Annotated in this window: 17 protein-coding genes; 7 read left to right on the top strand and 10 right to left on the bottom strand. The window is 73.9% G+C overall.

All coding sequences use genetic code 11. The features are described 5' to 3' along the window. The first annotated feature begins 2 nt into the window (after positions 1-2). Genes AB0B76_RS19390 through AB0B76_RS19375 form a run of 4 tightly spaced genes read left to right on the top strand, consistent with a single transcriptional unit; the run spans position 3 to position 3,184 of the window. Positions 3-281: a hypothetical protein gene (locus AB0B76_RS19390; protein WP_360376646.1), complete on the top strand. Its 279-nt coding sequence runs from the start codon at positions 3-5 to the stop codon at positions 279-281. Continuing rightward, a complete protein-coding gene (locus AB0B76_RS19385; RefSeq protein ID WP_360376644.1) occupies positions 278-1,447 on the top strand; it encodes a glycosyltransferase in 1,170 nt (389 codons plus the stop codon). Before AB0B76_RS19390 ends, AB0B76_RS19385 begins: the two co-directional genes overlap by 4 nt. After that, entirely contained in the window at positions 1,444-2,199 is a 756-nt protein-coding gene (locus AB0B76_RS19380; protein WP_360376641.1) for an ABC transporter permease, read from the top strand. Before AB0B76_RS19385 ends, AB0B76_RS19380 begins: the two co-directional genes overlap by 4 nt. Positions 2,200-2,230: 31 nt before the next feature. After that, positions 2,231-3,184, top strand: coding sequence for an ATP-binding cassette domain-containing protein (locus AB0B76_RS19375; RefSeq protein ID WP_360376638.1), 954 nt, complete (start codon positions 2,231-2,233; stop codon positions 3,182-3,184). Here the strand turns inward: AB0B76_RS19375 and AB0B76_RS19370 are convergent. Continuing rightward, positions 3,153-4,409 (bottom strand): condensation domain-containing protein, encoded by a 1,257-nt coding sequence (locus tag AB0B76_RS19370; protein ID WP_360376636.1) that lies wholly within the window; start codon positions 4,407-4,409, stop codon positions 3,153-3,155. The two genes, AB0B76_RS19375 and AB0B76_RS19370, sit on opposite strands and share 32 nt — an antisense overlap. A 546-nt stretch (positions 4,410-4,955) precedes the next feature. Between AB0B76_RS19370 and AB0B76_RS19365 the strand changes: the two genes are divergently transcribed. Continuing rightward, positions 4,956-6,242: a condensation domain-containing protein gene (locus tag AB0B76_RS19365; RefSeq protein WP_360376633.1), complete on the top strand. Its 1,287-nt coding sequence runs from the start codon at positions 4,956-4,958 to the stop codon at positions 6,240-6,242. On the opposite strand, the gene AB0B76_RS19360 is transcribed toward AB0B76_RS19365, so the two are convergent. The 9 genes from AB0B76_RS19360 to AB0B76_RS19320 form a co-directional block, all read right to left on the bottom strand. Continuing rightward, entirely contained in the window at positions 6,229-7,620 is a 1,392-nt protein-coding gene (locus tag AB0B76_RS19360) for an FAD-binding oxidoreductase (protein WP_360376631.1), read from the bottom strand. The two genes, AB0B76_RS19365 and AB0B76_RS19360, sit on opposite strands and share 14 nt — an antisense overlap. A 61-nt stretch (positions 7,621-7,681) precedes the next feature. Beyond that, positions 7,682-8,698, bottom strand: a complete 1,017-nt coding sequence (locus AB0B76_RS19355; protein ID WP_360376628.1) for an aldo/keto reductase — start codon at positions 8,696-8,698, stop codon at positions 7,682-7,684. Between the two features lie 68 nt (positions 8,699-8,766). Beyond that, entirely contained in the window at positions 8,767-9,351 is a 585-nt protein-coding gene (locus AB0B76_RS19350; RefSeq protein WP_360376626.1) for an HD domain-containing protein, read from the bottom strand. Between the two features lie 21 nt (positions 9,352-9,372). Beyond that, a complete protein-coding gene (locus AB0B76_RS19345; protein ID WP_360376623.1) occupies positions 9,373-10,008 on the bottom strand; it encodes a hypothetical protein in 636 nt (211 codons plus the stop codon). 134 nt (positions 10,009-10,142) lie between these two features. Then, complete coding sequence (locus AB0B76_RS19340) at positions 10,143-10,484, bottom strand: hypothetical protein (protein WP_360376621.1); 342 nt, start codon at positions 10,482-10,484, stop codon at positions 10,143-10,145. 77 nt (positions 10,485-10,561) lie between these two features. Continuing rightward, a complete protein-coding gene (locus tag AB0B76_RS19335; protein WP_360376618.1) occupies positions 10,562-12,568 on the bottom strand; it encodes an SIR2 family protein in 2,007 nt (668 codons plus the stop codon). Positions 12,569-12,585: 17 nt separating this feature from the next. Then, positions 12,586-13,854, bottom strand: a complete 1,269-nt coding sequence (locus tag AB0B76_RS19330) for a YqgE/AlgH family protein (RefSeq protein ID WP_360376615.1) — start codon at positions 13,852-13,854, stop codon at positions 12,586-12,588. 13 nt (positions 13,855-13,867) lie between these two features. Next, complete coding sequence (locus AB0B76_RS19325) at positions 13,868-14,224, bottom strand: hypothetical protein (RefSeq protein WP_360376613.1); 357 nt, start codon at positions 14,222-14,224, stop codon at positions 13,868-13,870. A gap of 72 nt (positions 14,225-14,296) precedes the next feature. Then, positions 14,297-15,769, bottom strand: a complete 1,473-nt coding sequence (locus AB0B76_RS19320; protein WP_360376610.1) for a CYTH and CHAD domain-containing protein — start codon at positions 15,767-15,769, stop codon at positions 14,297-14,299. A 60-nt stretch (positions 15,770-15,829) separates the two neighbouring features. Here AB0B76_RS19320 and AB0B76_RS19315 point away from each other — a divergent pair, with 60 nt between their 5' ends. Next, positions 15,830-16,096 carry a hypothetical protein gene (locus tag AB0B76_RS19315; protein ID WP_360376608.1) on the top strand — a complete coding sequence of 89 codons (267 nt, stop codon included), beginning with the start codon at positions 15,830-15,832 and terminating at the stop codon, positions 16,094-16,096. Further along, positions 16,036-18,090: an alkaline phosphatase family protein gene (locus AB0B76_RS19310; protein ID WP_360376605.1), complete on the top strand. Its 2,055-nt coding sequence runs from the start codon at positions 16,036-16,038 to the stop codon at positions 18,088-18,090. Before AB0B76_RS19315 ends, AB0B76_RS19310 begins: the two co-directional genes overlap by 61 nt. Positions 18,091-18,098: the final 8 nt, after the last annotated feature.

The following is an 18,098-nucleotide window of genomic DNA, read 5'->3' as shown; positions in this document are numbered from 1 at the left end:
CCGTGCCGACGCCGACGCAGCTCGCGGTCACGCGGTTGCTGCGCGAGGTCACCGGGGAGGACGAGGCGTGGGCGGCCGCGATCGGCCCCGCGACCCGGCTCGACGGCGACCTGTTCCTGGACAGTCTCGAGCTGGCCGCGCTCGCCGGGCGGCTGGCCGCCGCCTACGGGGCCGCCGTCGATCTGGCCGGGTACGTCGCCGGGCTGGAGCTGGAGGCGCTGCTCACCCTGAGCGTGGCCGACGTCGTGTCCTATGTGGACAGCACCCGCGGTACGACATGAAGCGTTTCCTGTTCTTGTCCCTGCCGTTGTTCGGGCACGTCCACCCGATGGCGGCGGTCGCGGCCGCCCTGACCCGGCGCGGCCACGAGGTGCTGTGGGCGGGCTCGGAGTCCTTCCTGCGCCCGCTGGCCGGCGCGGAGGCCCGCATCCACCCGATCCCGCTGCGCGCGCACCGCGGCCAGGCCGAGCGCGGCCTCGACGCGACCCGCTCGCGGTGGGAGGGCTACATCGTCCCGCACGCGAAGGTCACCCGGAAGGGCGTCGAGGCGGCGATCGCGGCGTTCCGGCCCGACGTGCTCGTCGTCGACCAGCACGCGATCGCGGGCGCCATCGCCGCCCACGCGCACGGGCTGCCCTGGGTGTCCGTCGCGCCGACCACCATGGAGCTCACCCGCCCGTTCCGCCGTGGCCTGCCCCGCGTCGAGGACTGGATCCTCGGGCAGATCGCCGCGGCCTGGACCGCCACCGGGCGGCCCGGGGAGCCGCCGCACGACCTGCGCTTCTCCCCGCACGGGACGATCGCCTTCACGGCGGGCGCCCTCGCCGGCGACCCGGCCCACCGGCCGTCCAATGTGGAGCTCGTCGGGCCGGCCCTGGCCGCGCGGGCGCCGGACCCGGACTTCCCGGACGACTGGCTCGACCCCGGCCGCCGGCACGTGCTGGTCACCGTGGGCACATTGTCGATGGACCTGGCCAAGGACTTCTACCGCCGCGTCGCCGAGGCCCTGGCCCCGCTGGGCGACCGGCTCCAGGCGATCGTCGTGGCGCCCGACGGCTCGCTCGAGACGACCGCCGGCCACGTGCTCGTCCGCCGCCGCGTGCCCGTGCTCGACCTGCTGCCGCGCCTGCACGCCGTCGTCTCGCACGGCGGGCTCAACACGGTGTCCGAGGCGCTCGTGCACGGCGTACCGCTCGTCGTCGCGCCGATCAAGGGCGATCAGGCGCTCAACGCCGAGGCGGTCCGCTCGGCCGGCGCCGGCGTGCGGGTCTCCTTCGACCACATCCGGCCCGAGGCGCTGCGCGAACACCTGCTGCGCCTGCTCGACGAGCCGGCCTTCGCCGCGGCCGCGCGGGCGGAGGGCGACCGGCTGCTGGCCGGCGGGGGCGCCGGGGCCGCGGCCGACATCCTCGCGGCACATCCAACGATTGAGGCGGTTTCCCCGTGAAAGTACTGCGCGACACCTGGCTCATCTTCCAGCGCCACATGCTGCTCATGGTCCGCTCGCCGCTGTGGGTCTTCCTCGGCATCGCGCAGCCGGTGGTGTACCTCATCCTGTTCGCCCCGCTGCTCAAGCCGGCCCTGGGCGCCTCCACGATGCTCGACGCCTACCGGGTGTACGTGCCCGGCATGCTCGTCGCGCTGGCCATCGGCGGTGGCCTGTACGTCGGCTTCGGCCTGCTCGGCGACCTCGCCAACGGCACCATCGAGCGGTCCCGGGTGACAAGCATCAGCCGCGTCGCGCTGCTGCTCGGCCGGGCGCTGCGCGACGTCGTCACGGTGCTCGTGCAGTCGCTCATCATCACGCTGCTGTCGCTGCCGTTCGGGCTGATCCTCAACCTGGGCAACATCCTGCTCGGCTACGGCATCCTGGCGCTGATCAGCCTCGCGGCCGCCGCGATCTCCTACGGCATCGCCATCAAGGTGAACAACCCCAACGTGCTCGGCCAGGTCATCAACAACGTGGCCCAGCCGCTGATGCTGCTGTCCGGCACGCTGCTGCCGCTCGCCCTCGCGCCGCTGTGGCTGCGCACGGTCGCCGACTACAACCCGTTCAACTGGGCCGTGACCGGCATGCGCGCCCTCTACGCCGGGCACCCCGGCGACACCCACGTCTGGGGCTCCCTCGTCTTCTGCGGCGCGCTCGTCGTCGCCGCGGTCGCGTGGTCGGCCAGCCTCTTCGCGCGCTCGGTCAAGTAGCGCCCGGTCAAGTAGGAGTAGGGAGACTGCGATGATCAAGACCAAGGGCCTCAAGAAGTCCTACAAGACCAAGGCGAAGCGGCAGGTCACCGAGGTGGAGGCGGTCAAGGGCATCGACCTCGACGTCGCCGAGGGCGAGATCTTCGGCTTCCTCGGCCCCAACGGCGCCGGCAAGACCACGACCCTGCGGATGCTCGCCACGCTGATCCCGCCCGACGACGGCGAGGCCACCATCGCCGGCGCGAACCTGCGCTCCGAGCAGGGCGCGGTCCGCCGCGCGATCGGCTTCGTCGCGCAGGGCGGCAGCACCGCCGACGACGTGACCGCGCGGGAGGAGCTGATCCTGCAGGCGCGGATGTACGGCATGGGCCGCGCCGAGGCCACCACGCGCGCCGCCGAGGTCATCGAGTCGTTCGAGCTGAGCGACTTCGCCGACCGCAAGTGCAAGACCTACTCCGGCGGGCAGCGGCGCCGTCTCGACATCGCGCTCGGCGTCATCCACCGCCCGCAGGTGCTCTTCCTCGACGAGCCGACCACGGGCCTGGACCCGCAGAGCCGCGCCCACATGTGGGACGAGGTGCGCCGCCTGCGCGCCGAGGGCATGACGGTCTTCATCACCACGCACTACCTCGACGAGGCCGACGCGCTCTGCGACCGCATCGCCATCATCGACCACGGCGAGATCGTGGCGGAGGGCACGCCGGACGCGCTCAAGCGCGAGATCTCCGGCGACGTGGTGACCGTCGGCGGCTTCGCCTCGGCCGAGGACGCGGCCGGCGTCCTCAAGGGCCAGCCGTTCGCCCGGGACGTGGAGGTCCGCGACGACGGCGAGCTGCGCCTGACCGTCGAGTCCGGCGACACCGCGATCCCGCAGATCATGCGGACCCTCGAGGCGGCCGGGCTCTCGCTGACGACGATCGAGCTGCACCGCCCGACCCTCGACGACGTGTTCCTCACCAAGACGGGCCGCTCGCTGCGGGACTGAGCGCGTGCAGCTCCGCGGTCACCCGGTCCACGAAGGTCCGGACGCGGGGGCCGTCCCAGCCGGGGCGGCCCACCCGCAGGTCGAGCTCCAGCGACGTCAGGCCCCGGGCGATGACGTAGAAGCCGGGGCCGGTGGCCCGGGCGGGCTCGTAGTACTCCACGGCGGGGGGCGCCGCACGGTCGGCCGACGGGAAGCCGGGCGGCGTGAGCATCGGGTTGTAGTGGTAACCGAGGTCGACGTCCGGCTGCTCGGCGCGGGCCGCCGCGGCGGCGGCGGGGGAGTACACGCCGTGCTTGAGGGCCCCGAAGTGCTTCCAGTGCACCCGCTCCGCGACCGTCGCCAGCGGCGCCGCGGGCTTGGACGTCCCGGCGTCCAGCAGCAGCGGCACCCACTGGTTCAGGCTGGTCACCATGGCCGCCTGGGTGTCGTCGTACCGGTTGTTCGACATCGAGAACATCAGGTGCGCGGTCTCGTCGCCGGCCGCGCAGAGCGCCCGGTGGTAGACGGCGAGCAGCACGCTGGACAGGCTCACCCCGGTCGTGGCGGCCATGGCGTGCGCGTGGGGCATCGGGATGCCGGTGCGCAGGGTGGCGCCGATGCGCTCGTTGCCGCCCGCACCCCCGGCGCTGCTCACCCGGGGCGCGGCGGCCAGGGTCCGGCGCCAGTGGCGCTCCGCGGTGCGCAGCCGCCCGCCGTCCGCGCCCTGCTGGGCCAGGGCCAGCTCCCGCGGGCCCGGGGCGGCCGGCAGCTCCTCGCCGGCGAGCAGCCGCAGGAAGTCGTCGCGCATGATGAGACCCGCGACCCCGTCGGCGGCCATGTGGTGCAGGGTGACCACGAGCGCCGCCGGGCGCCCGCCGGCGAGCAGCAGCAGCGCCCGCCAGGGCAGCTCGGTGCGCACGTCGATGGCGGTGCGCAGCTCGCGCCGCTCGGCCTCGGCCCGCTCGGCCGCGTCCGCGGTGCCCTGCCGCACCTGCTCGTGCACCGCCGCGGTGTCCTCGCTCAGCCACTGCCGGGGGAGCCCGTTCTCGTCGACGACGTACCGGGTGCGCAGCGAGCCGTGCCGGCGCGCCAGCCGGGCCAGGGCGTCCCACACCGGTTGCTCGGCCGCGCCGTCCGGGAGGTCCCAGGTGAACTGCAGGTTGGCCTCCCACCGGCGCTCGGCCGGGATGCGCACGAGGTCGTGCCAGACCGACAGCTGCCCGACGGTCGCCGGATACGTCTCCACGCCGTGTCCTTCCAGAATAGATGGGCGGCCCGAATATTCGGGCCGCCCGCCGGATCAGCCCGAGATGCTCCGGCCAGAAAGGTTCTTGCGGCCCGACACGTTCGCCATGGTGGCACCTCCTTGCATTGTCGTTCGCGGATGACCAGGACAGCATCGTCCCAGCTCAGATGCCATGTCAATGCTGTTCATTCGTGGTGGTTCGACTCGTTGCGGGTATTTTTCCCAGGGCAAAGAACGGTTCATTCGGGTCCAAACGGACAACCCTTTTTCTCACCCTCATTTGCGTAGACGGATGCCAATGGATATTGGACTACGCGCGGGAATGCGAAACGGGCGGCCCGCGCTGGGGCCGCCCGTTCGTCCGCCGCTCGAGGGAGCGCGGGGATGCGTTGCAGTTACGGCTTTCCGGCCGGCGGCCGGTCCGAACCGCGCTCGGCCGAGGCCTTGCGCGCCCGGCTGCCGGGCCGTTCGGGTTGAGCATCGTCCCGCCGCGGCAAGGGTGTCAACCTTGGCTTTTTCAGTTAACTCTCAACCTGGAGGTCCATTGTGGACAGCGAGCGGGTGGCGGTGCCCTTCCGCGGGGCCGGCGGCGGTGAGGGCCCGCTGACATGGGGTCAGCGCGAGATCTGGCAGACGATGCGGCGCACCGGGCGCACGCTGAACGTCGGCGGGACGATCCCGGTGCCTGCGACGGCGACGGTGGAGCAGTACGAGGGCCTGCTGTCGTACGTCGTGAGCCGCCACGAGGCCCTGCGTACCCGGTTCGCGCTCGACGCCGCGGGCGACCCGGTGCGCCAGGTCGTCGACGCGGCCGGCACCGTGCACCTGGACGTCGCCGAGGGGCACACGGACGCCGACGCCGAGGCGCTGCGCCGGCACTACGAGTTCACGCCGTTCGACCTCGCGCGGGAGTACCCGGTGCGGATGGGCGTGGTCGCGCGCGCCGGACGGCCGTCGCACCTCGTCGTGCAGTACAGCCACCTGGCCGTGGACGGGTTCGGCATCGACGCGATCGTGCGGGACCTGGCCCACCGGGACGCCGCCGACCCGCCGCCGGTGCCGGGGCTGCGGCCGCTGGAGCTCGCCGCGCAGCAGGGCTCGCCGGCCGGGCAGCGGCAGAGCGCGAAGGCGCTGCGGCACTGGAAGGGTCTGCTCGCCGGGGTACCGGCCGCGCGCCTGGCCGGCTCGGACGATCCGCGGACGCCGCGCTTCCGGGAGTACACCTTCCGGTCCCCGGCCTTGCATCTGGCGCTCGGCGCGGTCGCCGCGCGCACCCGGGCCGAGACCGGGCACGTGCTGCTGGCCGCGTATGCCGTCGCCCTCGAGCGCGTGACCGGCCTGCGCCCCGTCGTCGTGCAGGTGCTGGTGAGCAACCGGTTCCGCCCCGGCTGTGCCGATGCCGTGTGCCACCTGACCCAGCCCGGCCTGGTCGTCATCGACCCGTCGCCGCCCTTCGACGACCTCGTGGCGCGCGTGTGGCGGTCGGCCACGGCGGCGTACCTGCACGGCTACTACGACCCGTCCGGCCACGCCGAGATGCTGGCCTCGCTCGGCGGCCCGGTCGACCTGTCCTGCTTCGTCAACGACCGCCGGGCCCCCGCCCCGCGGCCGGGCGCGGTCCCGGGCGCCGCCGCGGTCCGGTCCCTGCTGGCGCGGACGACCGGGCGGTGGGAGCGCGAGCTGCCGGCCTACGACGGCTCCCTCTACGTGCAGGCCGACACCGAGGGCGACGCGGTCCAGCTGGGCATCTGGGCCGACACCCACGCCATCGCGCCGGCCGACGTCGAGCGCTTCAGCCTGGCCCTGGAGGACGCGGCCGTCACGGCAGTCTGATGGACTGCGGGTGGTGGAAGACGTCCCGCGGGTCGTACGCGGCCTTGACCGACTGCAGGCGCGGGTAGTTGGCGCCGTAGTAGGCCGCGGGCCAGTCCTCCAGGTCGCGGTCGGCGTAGTTCTGGTACACCTCCCCGGTCAGGTGCGGCCGCAACGCCCGGGCGAACCCGTCGATCCACGCGACGTTCGCGGCCGTCTCCTCGTCGCCCGGCCACTGCGCGATCACCGAGACGTAGTGCAGCGCCCGGCGGTGCACGAACGCGGTCGCATCGGCCGGCACCCGCGCGACGGCCCCGCCCGCGAGCAGGTCGAAGCGCACTATGGAGAACCCGGACGGCGCGCTGCGGAAGCCCTCGGTCAGCACCTCGAAGGCGGCCTCGTCGAACCCCTCGTCGCCGAAGTACCCGCCGAGCCACTTCGACTGCAGCCCGTACACGATCTCCTCGCCCATGCCGGTCATCAGGTCTAGGTAGTCCGTCTCGCCGATGGAGCTGAAGAGCGGCTCGCCGAGCGCGTGCACGGGGGCGAAGGCGGCCTCGGCCTCGGCGGGCGGGCCGACGTACATGCCGTACATCGCGATGACGGGCTCGCCGTCCGGGTACGGCTCGGTCGTCAGCAGCAGGCAGAGCGCGAGCTTCTCGTCGGCCCGGTCCCGGTAGAGGTCGCGGTAGGCGGCGAAGACCTCGCGGGCCCGGGCGAGCGGCCACGCGATGACGCCGCCGACGACGGTCTTGGGCAGCGGGTTGAGCCGGTACGTCAGGCTCGTCACGACCCCGAACCCGGCCCCGCCGGCGCCGCGGAGCGCCCAGAACAGGTCGGGGTGCTCGGTGCCCTTCAGCGTCTCCCCGTCCGCATCGACGAGCTCGACCTCCACGAGATGGTCACAGCCGAGCCCGTACGTGCGCCCGAGCGGCCCGTACCCGCCGCCGAGGCTGTACCCGGCGTTGCTCACCGTGGGGCACTCGCCGCCGGGCCCGGCGAGCCCGTACTCGAGCCCGTCGGCGCCGGTCTCGCTGTGCCCCGCGTAGGTGACCCGGTCGATCTCGCGCCATCCGACGCCGGGCCCGACCGTGACCGTCCGGCCCTCGGGGTCGAAGTCGATCGCGCCCATCCCCCCGACGTCGACGACGACGCCACCCTCCACAAGGGACAGCCCGCCGGCGTGGTGCCCGCCGCCGCGCACGGCGATCGGCAGGCCGTTGTCCCGCGCGAACCGCACGGCGGCGGCGACGTCGGTGGCGTCGGCGCAGCGGGCGATGAGCGCGGGCCGGGTCCGGATGCGGGTGTTGAACAGCACCCGGGCCCCTTCGTACGCGGGGTCGTAGGGCGTGAGGAGCTCGCCGTGAAAGCCCGCCAGGGGCGTTAGGTCCAAGCGCACGGGGGAGATCTTGTCATCGGCCCGGATCGACGGCAACCGCCGGACGGGCCGGGGACGCGGCCTAGGTGGGCGGCAGGGGCGCGTCGCGGTTGGCCATGGCCTCCTGGGCCTCGGGGTAACGGGCTCCGACGATGCTGATCTGATCGGCCGCGGCCCGCAGCTCGGCCAGCCGGTCGGCGGTGAGCTCCACCGATGCGGCGGCCGTGTTCTCCTCCAGCCGGTGCCGGCTCTTGGTGCCGGGGATGGGCACGATCCAGGGGTGCTGGTTCAGCAGCCAGGCCAGCGCCAGCTGGGCCGGGGTGGCGCCGGCCTCGGCGGCGAGCCGGTTGAGGACGTCGACCAGGGCGAGGTTGGCGGCCAGGGCCTCACCCTGGAAGCGTGGCGTCCGGCCGCGGAAGTCGCTGTCGGCGAACGTGGTCGTGGCATCGATCGTGCCGGTCAGGAAGCCCTTGCCCAGCGGGCTGTACGGCACCAGGCCGATGCCCAGCTCGGCCAGGACGGGAATCGTGTCCTGCTCGCGGTCGCGCCACCACATCGAGTACTCGCTCTGCACCGCCGCGACCGGCAGCACCGCGTGCGCCCGGCGGACCGTGGCGGCGGCGGCCTCCGACAGGCCGAAGTGCAGCACCTTTCCGGCCTCCACCAGTTCCTTGACGGTGCCGGCGACGTCCTCGATCGGCACCTCGGGATCGACCCGGTGCTGGTAGTACAGGTCGATGTGGTCGGTGCGGAGCCGGCGCAGGGAGTGCTCCACCGCCCGCCGGATGCTGTCCGGACGGCTGCAGAGCCCGCCCGGCTCCGCCCCGTTCTCGGCGAAGGCGAACCCGAACTTGGTGGCGATCCGCACCTGGTCCCGCAGCGGTTCCAGCGCCTCTCCCACGATGTCCTCGTTGGTGAACGGCCCGTACACCTCGGCGGTGTCGAAGAAGGTGATGCCGAGGTCGGCGGCGCGACGGATCAGCGCGATGGCGTCCTCCCGCGCGGGTCCGCCGGTGTTGCCGTACGCGCCGGTGAGACTCATGCAGCCGTAGCCGATCTCCGAGACGGTCAGGCCGGTGCCGAGGGTTCGCTGCTTCATGAGGTCCATTCAACCCACGTTCTGGTCGCGGTGGCAGTGGCTGTCGTTCCAGGTACTGGCAGAACCCCTCACGGCGGCTCGGGACTGCCCGCTGCGGTGTCGAACTCGGCCACCAGGCGGCGCAGGCGGGACACCACCGGCCGGTCGCCGAGCTTGCGCTCCAGGACGCCCAGCACCTCGCGGTAGTTCCACAGCAGCTCGCCGGCGGTGCGGGCGCTGTGGTCGAACAGCGCCGGGCCGAAGCGGTGCAGATCGTCCACAAGGGACTGCAGGCTGCACACCTTGTCGGCCGCGATGACGAGCAGCGACTCGACGCCGGCCTCCGAGCTCATGCGGCCCAGGTGCTCGCGCTTGCGCTCCCACCACGTCAGGCTCCGCCGCTCGGTGGCGTCGGCGTCGGTGCAGTCGTGGACGATGCGGTACACGTCGTCGCCGAACTCCGCCCGCAGCGCGCCGCGGCCGGTGGGCTGGTCCTCGAGCACGTCGTGCAGCAGGGCGCCGATCGCCGCGGTCTCGCCGCCGCCCTCCTCCAGCACGATCGCGCACGTGGCCAGCAGGTGCGAGACGTACGGCGTGCCGGTGTTGTGGCGCACCTGGCCGCCGTGGCGGCGGGCGGCGTACGCCAGCGCCTCCTCGAACCGTGGCGACAGCACCCCGGCGCTCCTTCGGCAGGACTACGCGATCATCTCGGCGATGTTCTCCAGCTGGCGTACCACCTCGGCCCGGTCCAGGCGCCGGCCCAGCTGCACGCCGCCGCGCGGGGGCGGCTCGTCCGGGCGGTAGTACACCTGGGACCGGCGCTTCTCCCGGGGGCCGCGCAGCACCAGGGTCGCGCACGGCTGGGTGCGGTCGGTCACCGCCTGGTGGACGATGGCCGACGTCGTCTCGTAGTGGCCCTGCAGCGGCGCCCGCTCCACGGTGCGAAAGGGCTGGAGGCCGACATTTCCGGTGAAGGAGACGTACGCGATGCGGCCGCCGGCGTACGGGCGGTAGGCGAAGCGGCGCCAGGCGGGGGCGGCCTCGAGCTCGGCCAGCTCGATGAAGCGCTGGCGGCCGCCCAGGAGGATCGAGCTGAAGGGGAAGCGGTGGTCGTGCGGGCGCGAGACGTGCTCGCGCTCGGCCCGGTCGGCGGCCCAGTAGTGCAGGGTGAGGCGGCTGCCGTCGGCGTACTCGGCGGCAACGATCTTCGTGAAGCCGTTGACGTGGCGGTACGGCCGGCCGGCCGGTTCGCGGCCGGCGCGGACCTCGGCGGTCAGCCGCTCGAGTAACTCGCCGACGTCGAGGCGCTGGAGGAGCAACGTGTTACCCACGGCGCGTCCTTAGGTCGCGGTGAAGCTGACACCTGCAGCCTGGCACAAAGCGGAAATTTCGGATGCGGAAACGTTCGAGACCCACTCCGAGATCAGGTATACAGCGTCATCCGCTCCGGCCGGACGCCGGGGCGTCAGCGCCTCGTGAAGCGTTCGGCGGCGTCGATCACGCGCTTCAGGGTGTCGCCGGTCGCCTCGCGCAGCAGGCGCGCCGGGGAGCGGCCCGCGATGCCCGCGGCCCCCACCTCGCGCAGCCAGCCGGCCGCCGCGCCGAGCCGGTTCGCCCGCGCGAAGGCGTCGGCCACCTCGACCGCGCCCTGGATGCGGGCGCCGAACTCCGCCCAGCGGCCCCGGTCGCCCCGCCACCGGTGGAACTCGTTCACCGTGGCGGCGCCCGCAATGTACGCCGTCAGTTCTTCGCCGAGTAACGAAACGCAGCGATCAATCCCGCTCGCCGACAGGACCCCCACCGTCATGCCCCAAACGCTACCTGCACAACGCCAGGTCAGCGACCCTACGAAGGGCCCCCTGACATAACCGGCATATCGGATGACTAGCCGAGGTAGAAGGACGAGACGTCCTCGGCGAGCAGGTCCAGCACCGGCACGCCCGCCGAGAGGGCCGCCGCGAACGCCGACCAGGAGTCCAGGTTGTAGCCGCCCGCCTCCGGGAACGAGGAGCCCGTCAGGTACCGCGGCAGGAGGAACGCGTTCTGCACGAGCCAGTGCACGTAGCCGCCCTCCGAGCCCCACCCCGGCAGCCCGCGCGTGGAGGACAGGTAGGCCCGCAGTTCCTCCGGCGAGGTCCACCGCACCATGCGCGACTCGTTCGTGAGGTGCTTGATGTACGGGTTGTACAGCAGCGTCCCGCCCAGGCCGAAGTGCTCGCGGAACTGCTCCCACAGCAGCCGCTCGTCGCTGCCCGCGTAGGCCATCACCCCCGCCGCCGGCTCGTTCTCCAGCAGGTGGTGCAGGTAGGACCAGGTGGTCAGCGGGGTCAGCAGGCGGTTGGCGTCCTTGCTCAGCAGCGTCTGCACGATCGCGCCCGCGTTGCGCTCCAGATCGTGCAGGGCCAGGTGCGGTACGACCTTGATCGCGGCCAGCACGCTGTACAGCGACGGGTTGCGCTCGCCGTAGAAGACGCGCGCCACCGACCACGGGTCCGTCGGGCGCTCCAGGGACGCCGACGCCGTGGCCACGTAGTCCTGCAGCGAGACCACCCGCGGCTCGGCGGCCGGGTCCACGCGGCGCATCCAGCGCGTCAGGTCGGCCGCGAACGCGGCGCTGAGCTCCTCGCGCCCCGTGATGCCGAAGTCGTCGAGGCACACGACCACGCGCACGCCGCGCGCGCTCAGCGCCGCGGCGGTCAGGGACTGCACGGCGTTGATGAGCGACGCCCGGGCGCGCAGCCGGACCGGCCAGAAGAGCAGCCGCGGGCGCTGCGGGTCGGCGGCCCAGTCCACGCCCCAGCCGTAGCGCCGTTCGAGCTGGCGCAGCAGGGGGAGCACACCTTCCGGGGCGGTGTTGCCGGGCTGGGAGAACAGCTCGCGCTCCCACTCCAGGTGGCGGACCCGGCGCCGGGGGTCGACGCGGGGGCCGGCGGGCGGCACCTCCAGCCGGTCGGCGAGGCCGGTGAACAGGTCGTCGCCGTGGATGTCGGTGAAGAACTCGACAAGCCCGGCCAGGCGGTCGGGCAGCAGCAGCGGGGCCGCGTCGTGCAGCGCCCACAGCACCCGGACCGGCCGCGACGCGGCGACGGCCCGCAGGGCGCCGGTGACGACGTCGTCCCAGCCGCTGTACCCCACCACGAGCACGAGATCCCCGGTGACCAGCTCCGCGAGGGCCCGCGAGTGGGCCTCGGACGCGGTGGCGTCGGGCGCCGGGTCGTGCAGCAGCGGCGAGCGCACCTCCTCGCTGACCGGGCGCCAGAACCCGTGGAGGTGGAACACCTGCACCGCGCCCTCGCCCTCGGGGCGGCGGTCCGGGCGGCCGTCGGGCGCGACCGGCACGCTGACCGCCTGCCGGCCGGTCTGGCGGACCGCCACCTCGAAGAGCGGGTCGAAGTTCGTGGTGAGCACGCTGTTGCCGAACTCGTCGGGCCGCCCGGCCAGCAGCCGCCCGACCGCGCGGACCCCGGCCGGCAGCTCCCACCAGTCCAGGCTGTTCTCGACCCGCTCGCCGAGGCGCAGGTCGACGCGCTGCCAGATGCCGTGCGTGGCCAGCGGCGAGGAGTTGAGGTCGGGTGCCCGGTAGCCGGCGAGCACCGCCTGCTGGGCCACGACGTCGAACTCGCCGGAGGAGCGGCGGGCGGTGAACACGCGGCGGTACGCGAGGTACACGTCGATCGGCAGCGCGTGCGGGTCGAGCCCCTCCCGCGCCTGCCGCAGCGCCTGGGTGAGCTCGCCGTCGTCGCCCAGGCCGGCCGCGTAGCGGTCCGCGAGCTCGACGAGCTCCTCCAGGCCCGGCACGGCCGGCATCGTCATCCCGGCGCCGAGGATGAGCGTCACCGTCCCGCCGTGGCGGATCGCCGACACGACCTCGTCGATGAGCCTCAGCTCCATGTCCACCTTCCTGGGCTCTACTCGCCCGCGGCCCGGGCGTGCAGGGTCGTCCACAGGTCCCGCGGCCGGCTCGACAGCGCCTCGCGCACGTCGGCGTCGCTGAGCAGCAGCAGGCCCCCGTCGATGTCGGCCTCCAGCTGGTCGGGGCCCCAGCCGAGGTAGCCGGAGAACAGCCGCAGCCCGGCGATCACCGGCGCCAGCGGCTGCGGGTCGGCGGACAGGGCGATCACGCCGAGGCGGTCGCGGATGGGGCGCCACCGCAGCGGCGGCTCGACGTCGGGACGCAGCCGGGCGACGGCGATGAAGCCCTCGTACCGGCTCAGCGGCCCGGCGTCGAAGAGCACCGCCGGCGTGGTCAGCAGCCGCCGCCAGCCCTGCGGGATGTCGACGGGCAGCGGGTCGGTGGTGGGCCGGTTGATCCGCACGCCGACGGCGCCCCGGGACCGGTCGTGGCGCAGGATCAGCACCGCGGCCTGGCGCAGGTCGCGGTCCTCGACGGCGGCGGTGGCGACCACGATCCGCCCGACGAGGTCGCGGTGGTGGCGGGCGCCGTTCATCACGAAGGGCAGCTCATCGCCGGCCGAGCGGAGCTCCGGCAGCTCGAAGCCGCGCTCGCGCAGCCGCAGCGTCACCTCCCGCCACACGGTGCGCACGTCGAGCACGGCCGGGCGGTCGGGCAGCCCGCCGCGCAGCACCCGCAGCAGCTCGCCGGTGAAGGCGGTGTACGGCTCGCCGGGCGGGGCCTGGGCGGTGCGGTTGCGGGGCGCGGAGACCAGCAGGCAGGTGTCGTCGGTGCCGGCCTGGTCCGCGACCGCCTGGCTGCCCGACTCCCCGCCCGCGAGGTGGCCCACGGCGCGCCCGGCGTAGCAGCAGTCGAGGATCACCAGGCGGCGGCGGGCCCGGCTGCCGGCGACCGCGCGGCGGATCAGCTCGAAGGGAAGACCGGCCTCGTACGGTACCGCCGGATCCGTGTCCCGGAGCCCCAGCACCAGACTGCCGTCGATGGGGTCGACCAGCCCGTGGCCGGCGAAGTAGACGACCAGCATCCCCTCGGGGGCGGTGTCCTCGGCGGCCCGGCGCAGCACCCGGGACACCTCGCGGGCGTCGTCGGGGTCGTGCAGCACCGTGCAGTGCTCGGGGGCCAGCCCCCACAGGTCGGGGTCCTGGAGCACCCCGGCGAGCCCGTTGAGGTTCCTCGTGATCGCCGCCACCTCGGGCAGTGCCGCGTACCGCGCCCCGCCGACGAGCACGGCCCGCGAGACGCGCGGGTCAGCCAGTTCCGCCACCGTCCGGCCCGGCTCAGCCGTCGAGCGCCCGCGCCGCGGCGGCGACGGCCGCCGGGTCGGAGGACTCGATGCGCACCGACCGCCCGTCGGGGTCGATGCGGGTCAGCACGATCGCCGGCGCCACGGGCCGGGTCCGCCGCCAGTTCGACACCGCGAGCAGCAGCTGCCCGACCGACAGCCCGGTGCCGAGCACCAGGCTGATGATCTCCACGGCGGCGGAGAGCTCGCCGGGGACCGTCGCGGTCGACAGCCCGATCTCGGACTGCACGATGCCGGGCTCGCCGACCAGCCACCGCTGGAGGTTGAGCAGCTCGTCGACGTCGGGCGTGGGGCCGTCCCCGAAGGGCTCGAGGTGGATCTGCAGCTGCACTGGTCAACCCGGGGTGAGAGGGATGCGGACTTCGAACCTTATCGAACCCACGCACCCCGTGTCACCCGGCGCTCACCCGTACAGGGCCCGCGCCGCCTTCCGGACCTTGCGGTGGGCCTTGGGCACGTCCCGCAGCGAGCGCCGGCCGTGCTCGTCGGCGCGGGCGTGCAGCAGCCCGTAGGTGAACGCGTTCTCGCCGGCGCCGTACGCGGAGATGCCGTACTGCCGCAGCAGCTCGCCGGTCACCAGCGCGTCCTGGTGGTTGCCGAGCGCGTCCTGCAGGTCGGTGACCCGGTCGGCCAGGCGCGTGGCGGCGTTGCCGCCCAGGGGCACGACCAGCTCGGCGGCGTACCGGGCCCGCTTGTAGGCCTTGCGCGCCTCGTGCATCCGCTCGTCGCTCTCGGCCCCGGCCAGGCGGCCGTCGGCGCGCTGCAGGGCCTTGAGCGCTCGGCGCATGAGCCGCCGGCGGGAGATGCGCTCCGGCCGGGCCGTGCGCAGGACCAGCGAGTCGATCTCGTTGAGCAGGTCGGTGTACCGCCGGCTGTCCAGCCCCGCGGTGAGCGCCCGGCGGCCCTCGGCGGCCCGTGCCGCGAGCAGCGAGGTGATGCGGGCCGCGACCGGGCCGAGGACGAGCTCGACCGGCTCGGCGTGCACGAGGCCGGCCAGGCGCTCGCTCATCACGTCGCAGTCGCGGACCTCGCCGAGCAGGCCGGTGACCCACTTGACCTCGTCGTGCAGGCGGTCGAGGTCGCCGTCGAGCAGCGGGGCGAACGAGCGCAGGGTGGAGCGCAGGCGACGGGTCGCCACCCGCATCTTGTGCACGGCCTCGGCGTCGCCCCCGCGCACGTGGGGGTCCTGCTCGATCAGGGCGTCGCGCTGGGCGGCGAGGTAAGCGGCCAGGGCCCGGCCGGCCTTGGGGCCGCGCAGCCGCGCGCCGATCGGCTGCGGGTAGTCGGGGCCGAGGGCCTGGGCGAGCTTCGAGGGGCTCTTCGCCGGGCGGGCGCCGGCCTTGCGCAGCGCCGCGTCGAGGCGCTCGAGGGCCTTGGGGTCGCCGTCGACGAGCTCGATCTCCAGCTCGTGCCAGCGGCGGGCGCTGCCGCCGTCGCGCAGCGACTCGGTGCTCACGCGGTCGTCGGCGAGCAGTGCGACGGTGTTGCCGTCGGCGCTCCGCAGCGCGCGCTCGACGCGGTGGGTGCGGATGCGGGCGATGGGGGCGAGGTCGGCGCCGCGGGTGAGCGCGCGGACCTGGTCGGCCACGGCGCGGGGCGGGGTGCGCTGGCGGTTGTTGGCGGGCAGCTGCAGCTCGCTGCGCTCGCCGCCGGCGGGCCGCTTGAGGTGCCACCCGGCGTCGTTGCCGCCGGTGCGCCGGCGCAGCGTGACCCGGCCCCGCGCCAGGTGCAGCCCCTCGGTGTCGTAGTACACGGCGTCGAGCTGCTGGTCGTCGGGTTCGCCGATTGAAGTGACGCCGCCGACCCCGGTGAGGTCCGGCAGGGCGAAACCGTCCGGCAGCTCGTACTTGCGTTCGACTTCAAGCTTTCCGGCCATGCCATCCATTGTCGCAGTGAGCGACCCACCTCGCGAAGATGAACGTGGGATAAACAGGAGGTGCACCCCGACTTGCTGGCGCTCCTCGACGCGCACCTGGCCGAGCTCACCGCCCTGCGTCACGTCCTCGCCGCGCCGCGCCCGGTGCACCCCGGCGCGCGCTGGGCCGCGGCCCGGGAGACCACGCGCAGCGCCGGCCGGTATGTGCAGGCGGTCACCGAGCTGATGGATCCCGCGCCGGTGCAGAAGCCCGTAATCTTGGCGCCGTGGGGGTCGTCGCTCAGCGTGTTCGCTTCGCACTGCGGCTGCTGCGCGACTGGCGCCTGACCGTCGCGTGGGGCAAGTCGCTGCTGCGCTCCGGCGTGACGAGCTTCGTCGTCCTCGCCGTCACCTTCTGGGCGCTGCCCGGCGTGCGCGCCAGCGGCGGCCCGGCGGCCCTGGTCGAGCTCACCGTGCTGCTCGCCGCCATCGGCACCCTCATGCGCCTGGCGCTGCTGGGCGTGGCCGTGCTCGTCGGCGGCGTCGGGGTGCTCGCCGTCGGCGTGATCATCCAGGCCGTGGTCATGTTCACCGCGCTGCACCTCGCGAAGGGGGTGAGCGTCGACTCCTTCGCCGACGCCTGGATCGCCAGCTGGCTGGCGGCCGTGCTGACCGCGCTGGTCAACTGGCTGGCCGACGCCGGCAGCGAGGACGTCTTCCTCGGCCAGGCGCTGCGGCAGATGGCCCGCCGGCACCGGGGCACGCCGGCGACCGAGCCGGGGGTGCTCATCGTGCAGCTCGACGGGCTCTCCGCGCCGCTGCTGTCGTGGGCGGTGAAGGCCGGCAACCTGCCCAACCTCGGCAGGTGGCTGCGCACCGGCACCCACTCGATGCGCGCCTGGCACACCGGCCTGCCGGCCACCACCCCGGCCAGCCAGGCGGGCATCATGCACGGGGACTTCGGGCAGATCCCGGCGTTCCGGTGGTACGAGAAGGACGGCGCCCGGCTCGTGGTGACCAACCGGCCCCGCGACGCCGCCGACGTCGAGGCCCGCATCTCCACCGGCCGCGGCCTGCTCGCCGACGACGGGGTCAGCATCAGCAACGTCTTCTCCGGCGACGCGCCGACGAGCCTGCTCACCTTCAGCAACGCCGCGCTGCCCGGCCGGTCGGCGCGCGGCTACCTCGCCTTCGTCGCCAGCCCCTACGGCTTCGCGCGGGCGCTCGTGCTCTCCGTCGGCGAGATGCTCAAGGAGATCCAGCAGGCGCGCCGCCAGCGGTTCCGCAACGTGTACCCGCGGGTGCCGCGCACGGCCGCGTACGTCGCGCTGCGCGCGGTCACCAACGTGCTGCTGCGCGACCTGAACGTCTCGCTCATCGCCGAGCAGATGAGCCGGGGCGCCCCGGTCGTCTACTGCGACTTCGTCGACTACGACGAGGTCGCCCACCACGCCGGGCCGCTGCGCCCGGAGGCCCTGCAGACGCTGGAGGGGCTCGACCGGGTGCTGGGCACGCTGCACAAGCTCGCCCGGGTCGCGGCCCGCGACTACCGCATCGTCGTGCTCTCCGACCACGGGCAGAGCCAGGGGGCCACCTTCAGCCAGCGGTACGGCGTGACGCTCGAGCAGCTCGTCGGCGACCTCGCGGGCAACGGCTCCGAGCCGATGAGCGGCCCCGACGACGAGGACTGGGGCCGGGCCAACACCCTGCTCGCCGGCGTGTCGCACCAGACCCGCTCGTGCGGCCCGGTGACCGTCGGCCCGCGCGGCGAGGTGATCACGATCGCGTCCGGGAACCTGGCCATGCTGTACCTCACCGGCGTCCCCGGCCGCGCCGACCTGGACGCGGTCGAGGCGCTGCGCCCCGGCCTGGTCGACGGGCTGGCCAAGCACCCGGGCATCGGGCTCGTCGTCGCCGCGGCCGCGGACGGCCCGGTGGCGATCGGCCCGGCCGGCCGGCACCACCTGCGCGACGGGCGCGTCGAGGGCGACGACCCGCTGCTGCCCTACGGCCCGGCCGCGGCCGCGGACCTGCTCGAGCACCAGGGCATGGCCCACGTCGGCGACCTGGTTGTGGTGAGCCGGGTCGACGCGGGCACCGACGAGGTGGCCGCGTTCGAGGAGCTGGTCGGCTCGCACGGCGGCATCGGCGGCTGGCAGACCGAGGCGATCCTGGTGCACCCGGCCGAGTGGCCGATGCCCTCGGCCGAGCTGCGCGGCCCGGTCGCCGTGCACGAGCGGCTGGTGGCCTGGCTCGACGAGCTCGGGCTGCGCGCGCCGCCGCCCGAAACCCCGTTGCGGGACAAGGATCTTCCCTTGTCCGCAAGAGTTCGAGGTGTTTAGATCGACGC

Source organism: Dactylosporangium sp. NPDC049140 (genome assembly GCF_040648435.1).
The sequence above is the reverse complement of the archived record's forward strand: the minus strand, read 5'-3'. Positions and strand labels throughout refer to the sequence as shown.

Bases quoted from the DNA above. Each gene is read 5' to 3' on its own strand.
- AB0B76_RS19385 (WP_360376644.1), top strand. From the start codon at position 278: ATGAAGCGTTTCCTGTTCTTGTCCCTGCCGTTGTTCGGGCACGTCCAC.
- AB0B76_RS19375 (WP_360376638.1), top strand. From the start codon at position 2,231: ATGATCAAGACCAAGGGCCTCAAGAAGTCCTACAAGACCAAGGCGAAG.
- AB0B76_RS19355 (WP_360376628.1), bottom strand. From the start codon at position 8,698: ATGAAGCAGCGAACCCTCGGCACCGGCCTGACCGTCTCGGAGATCGGC.
- AB0B76_RS19340 (WP_360376621.1), bottom strand. From the start codon at position 10,484: ATGACGGTGGGGGTCCTGTCGGCGAGCGGGATTGATCGCTGCGTTTCG.
- AB0B76_RS19335 (WP_360376618.1), bottom strand. From the start codon at position 12,568: ATGGAGCTGAGGCTCATCGACGAGGTCGTGTCGGCGATCCGCCACGGC.
- AB0B76_RS19320 (WP_360376610.1), bottom strand. From the start codon at position 15,769: ATGGCCGGAAAGCTTGAAGTCGAACGCAAGTACGAGCTGCCGGACGGT.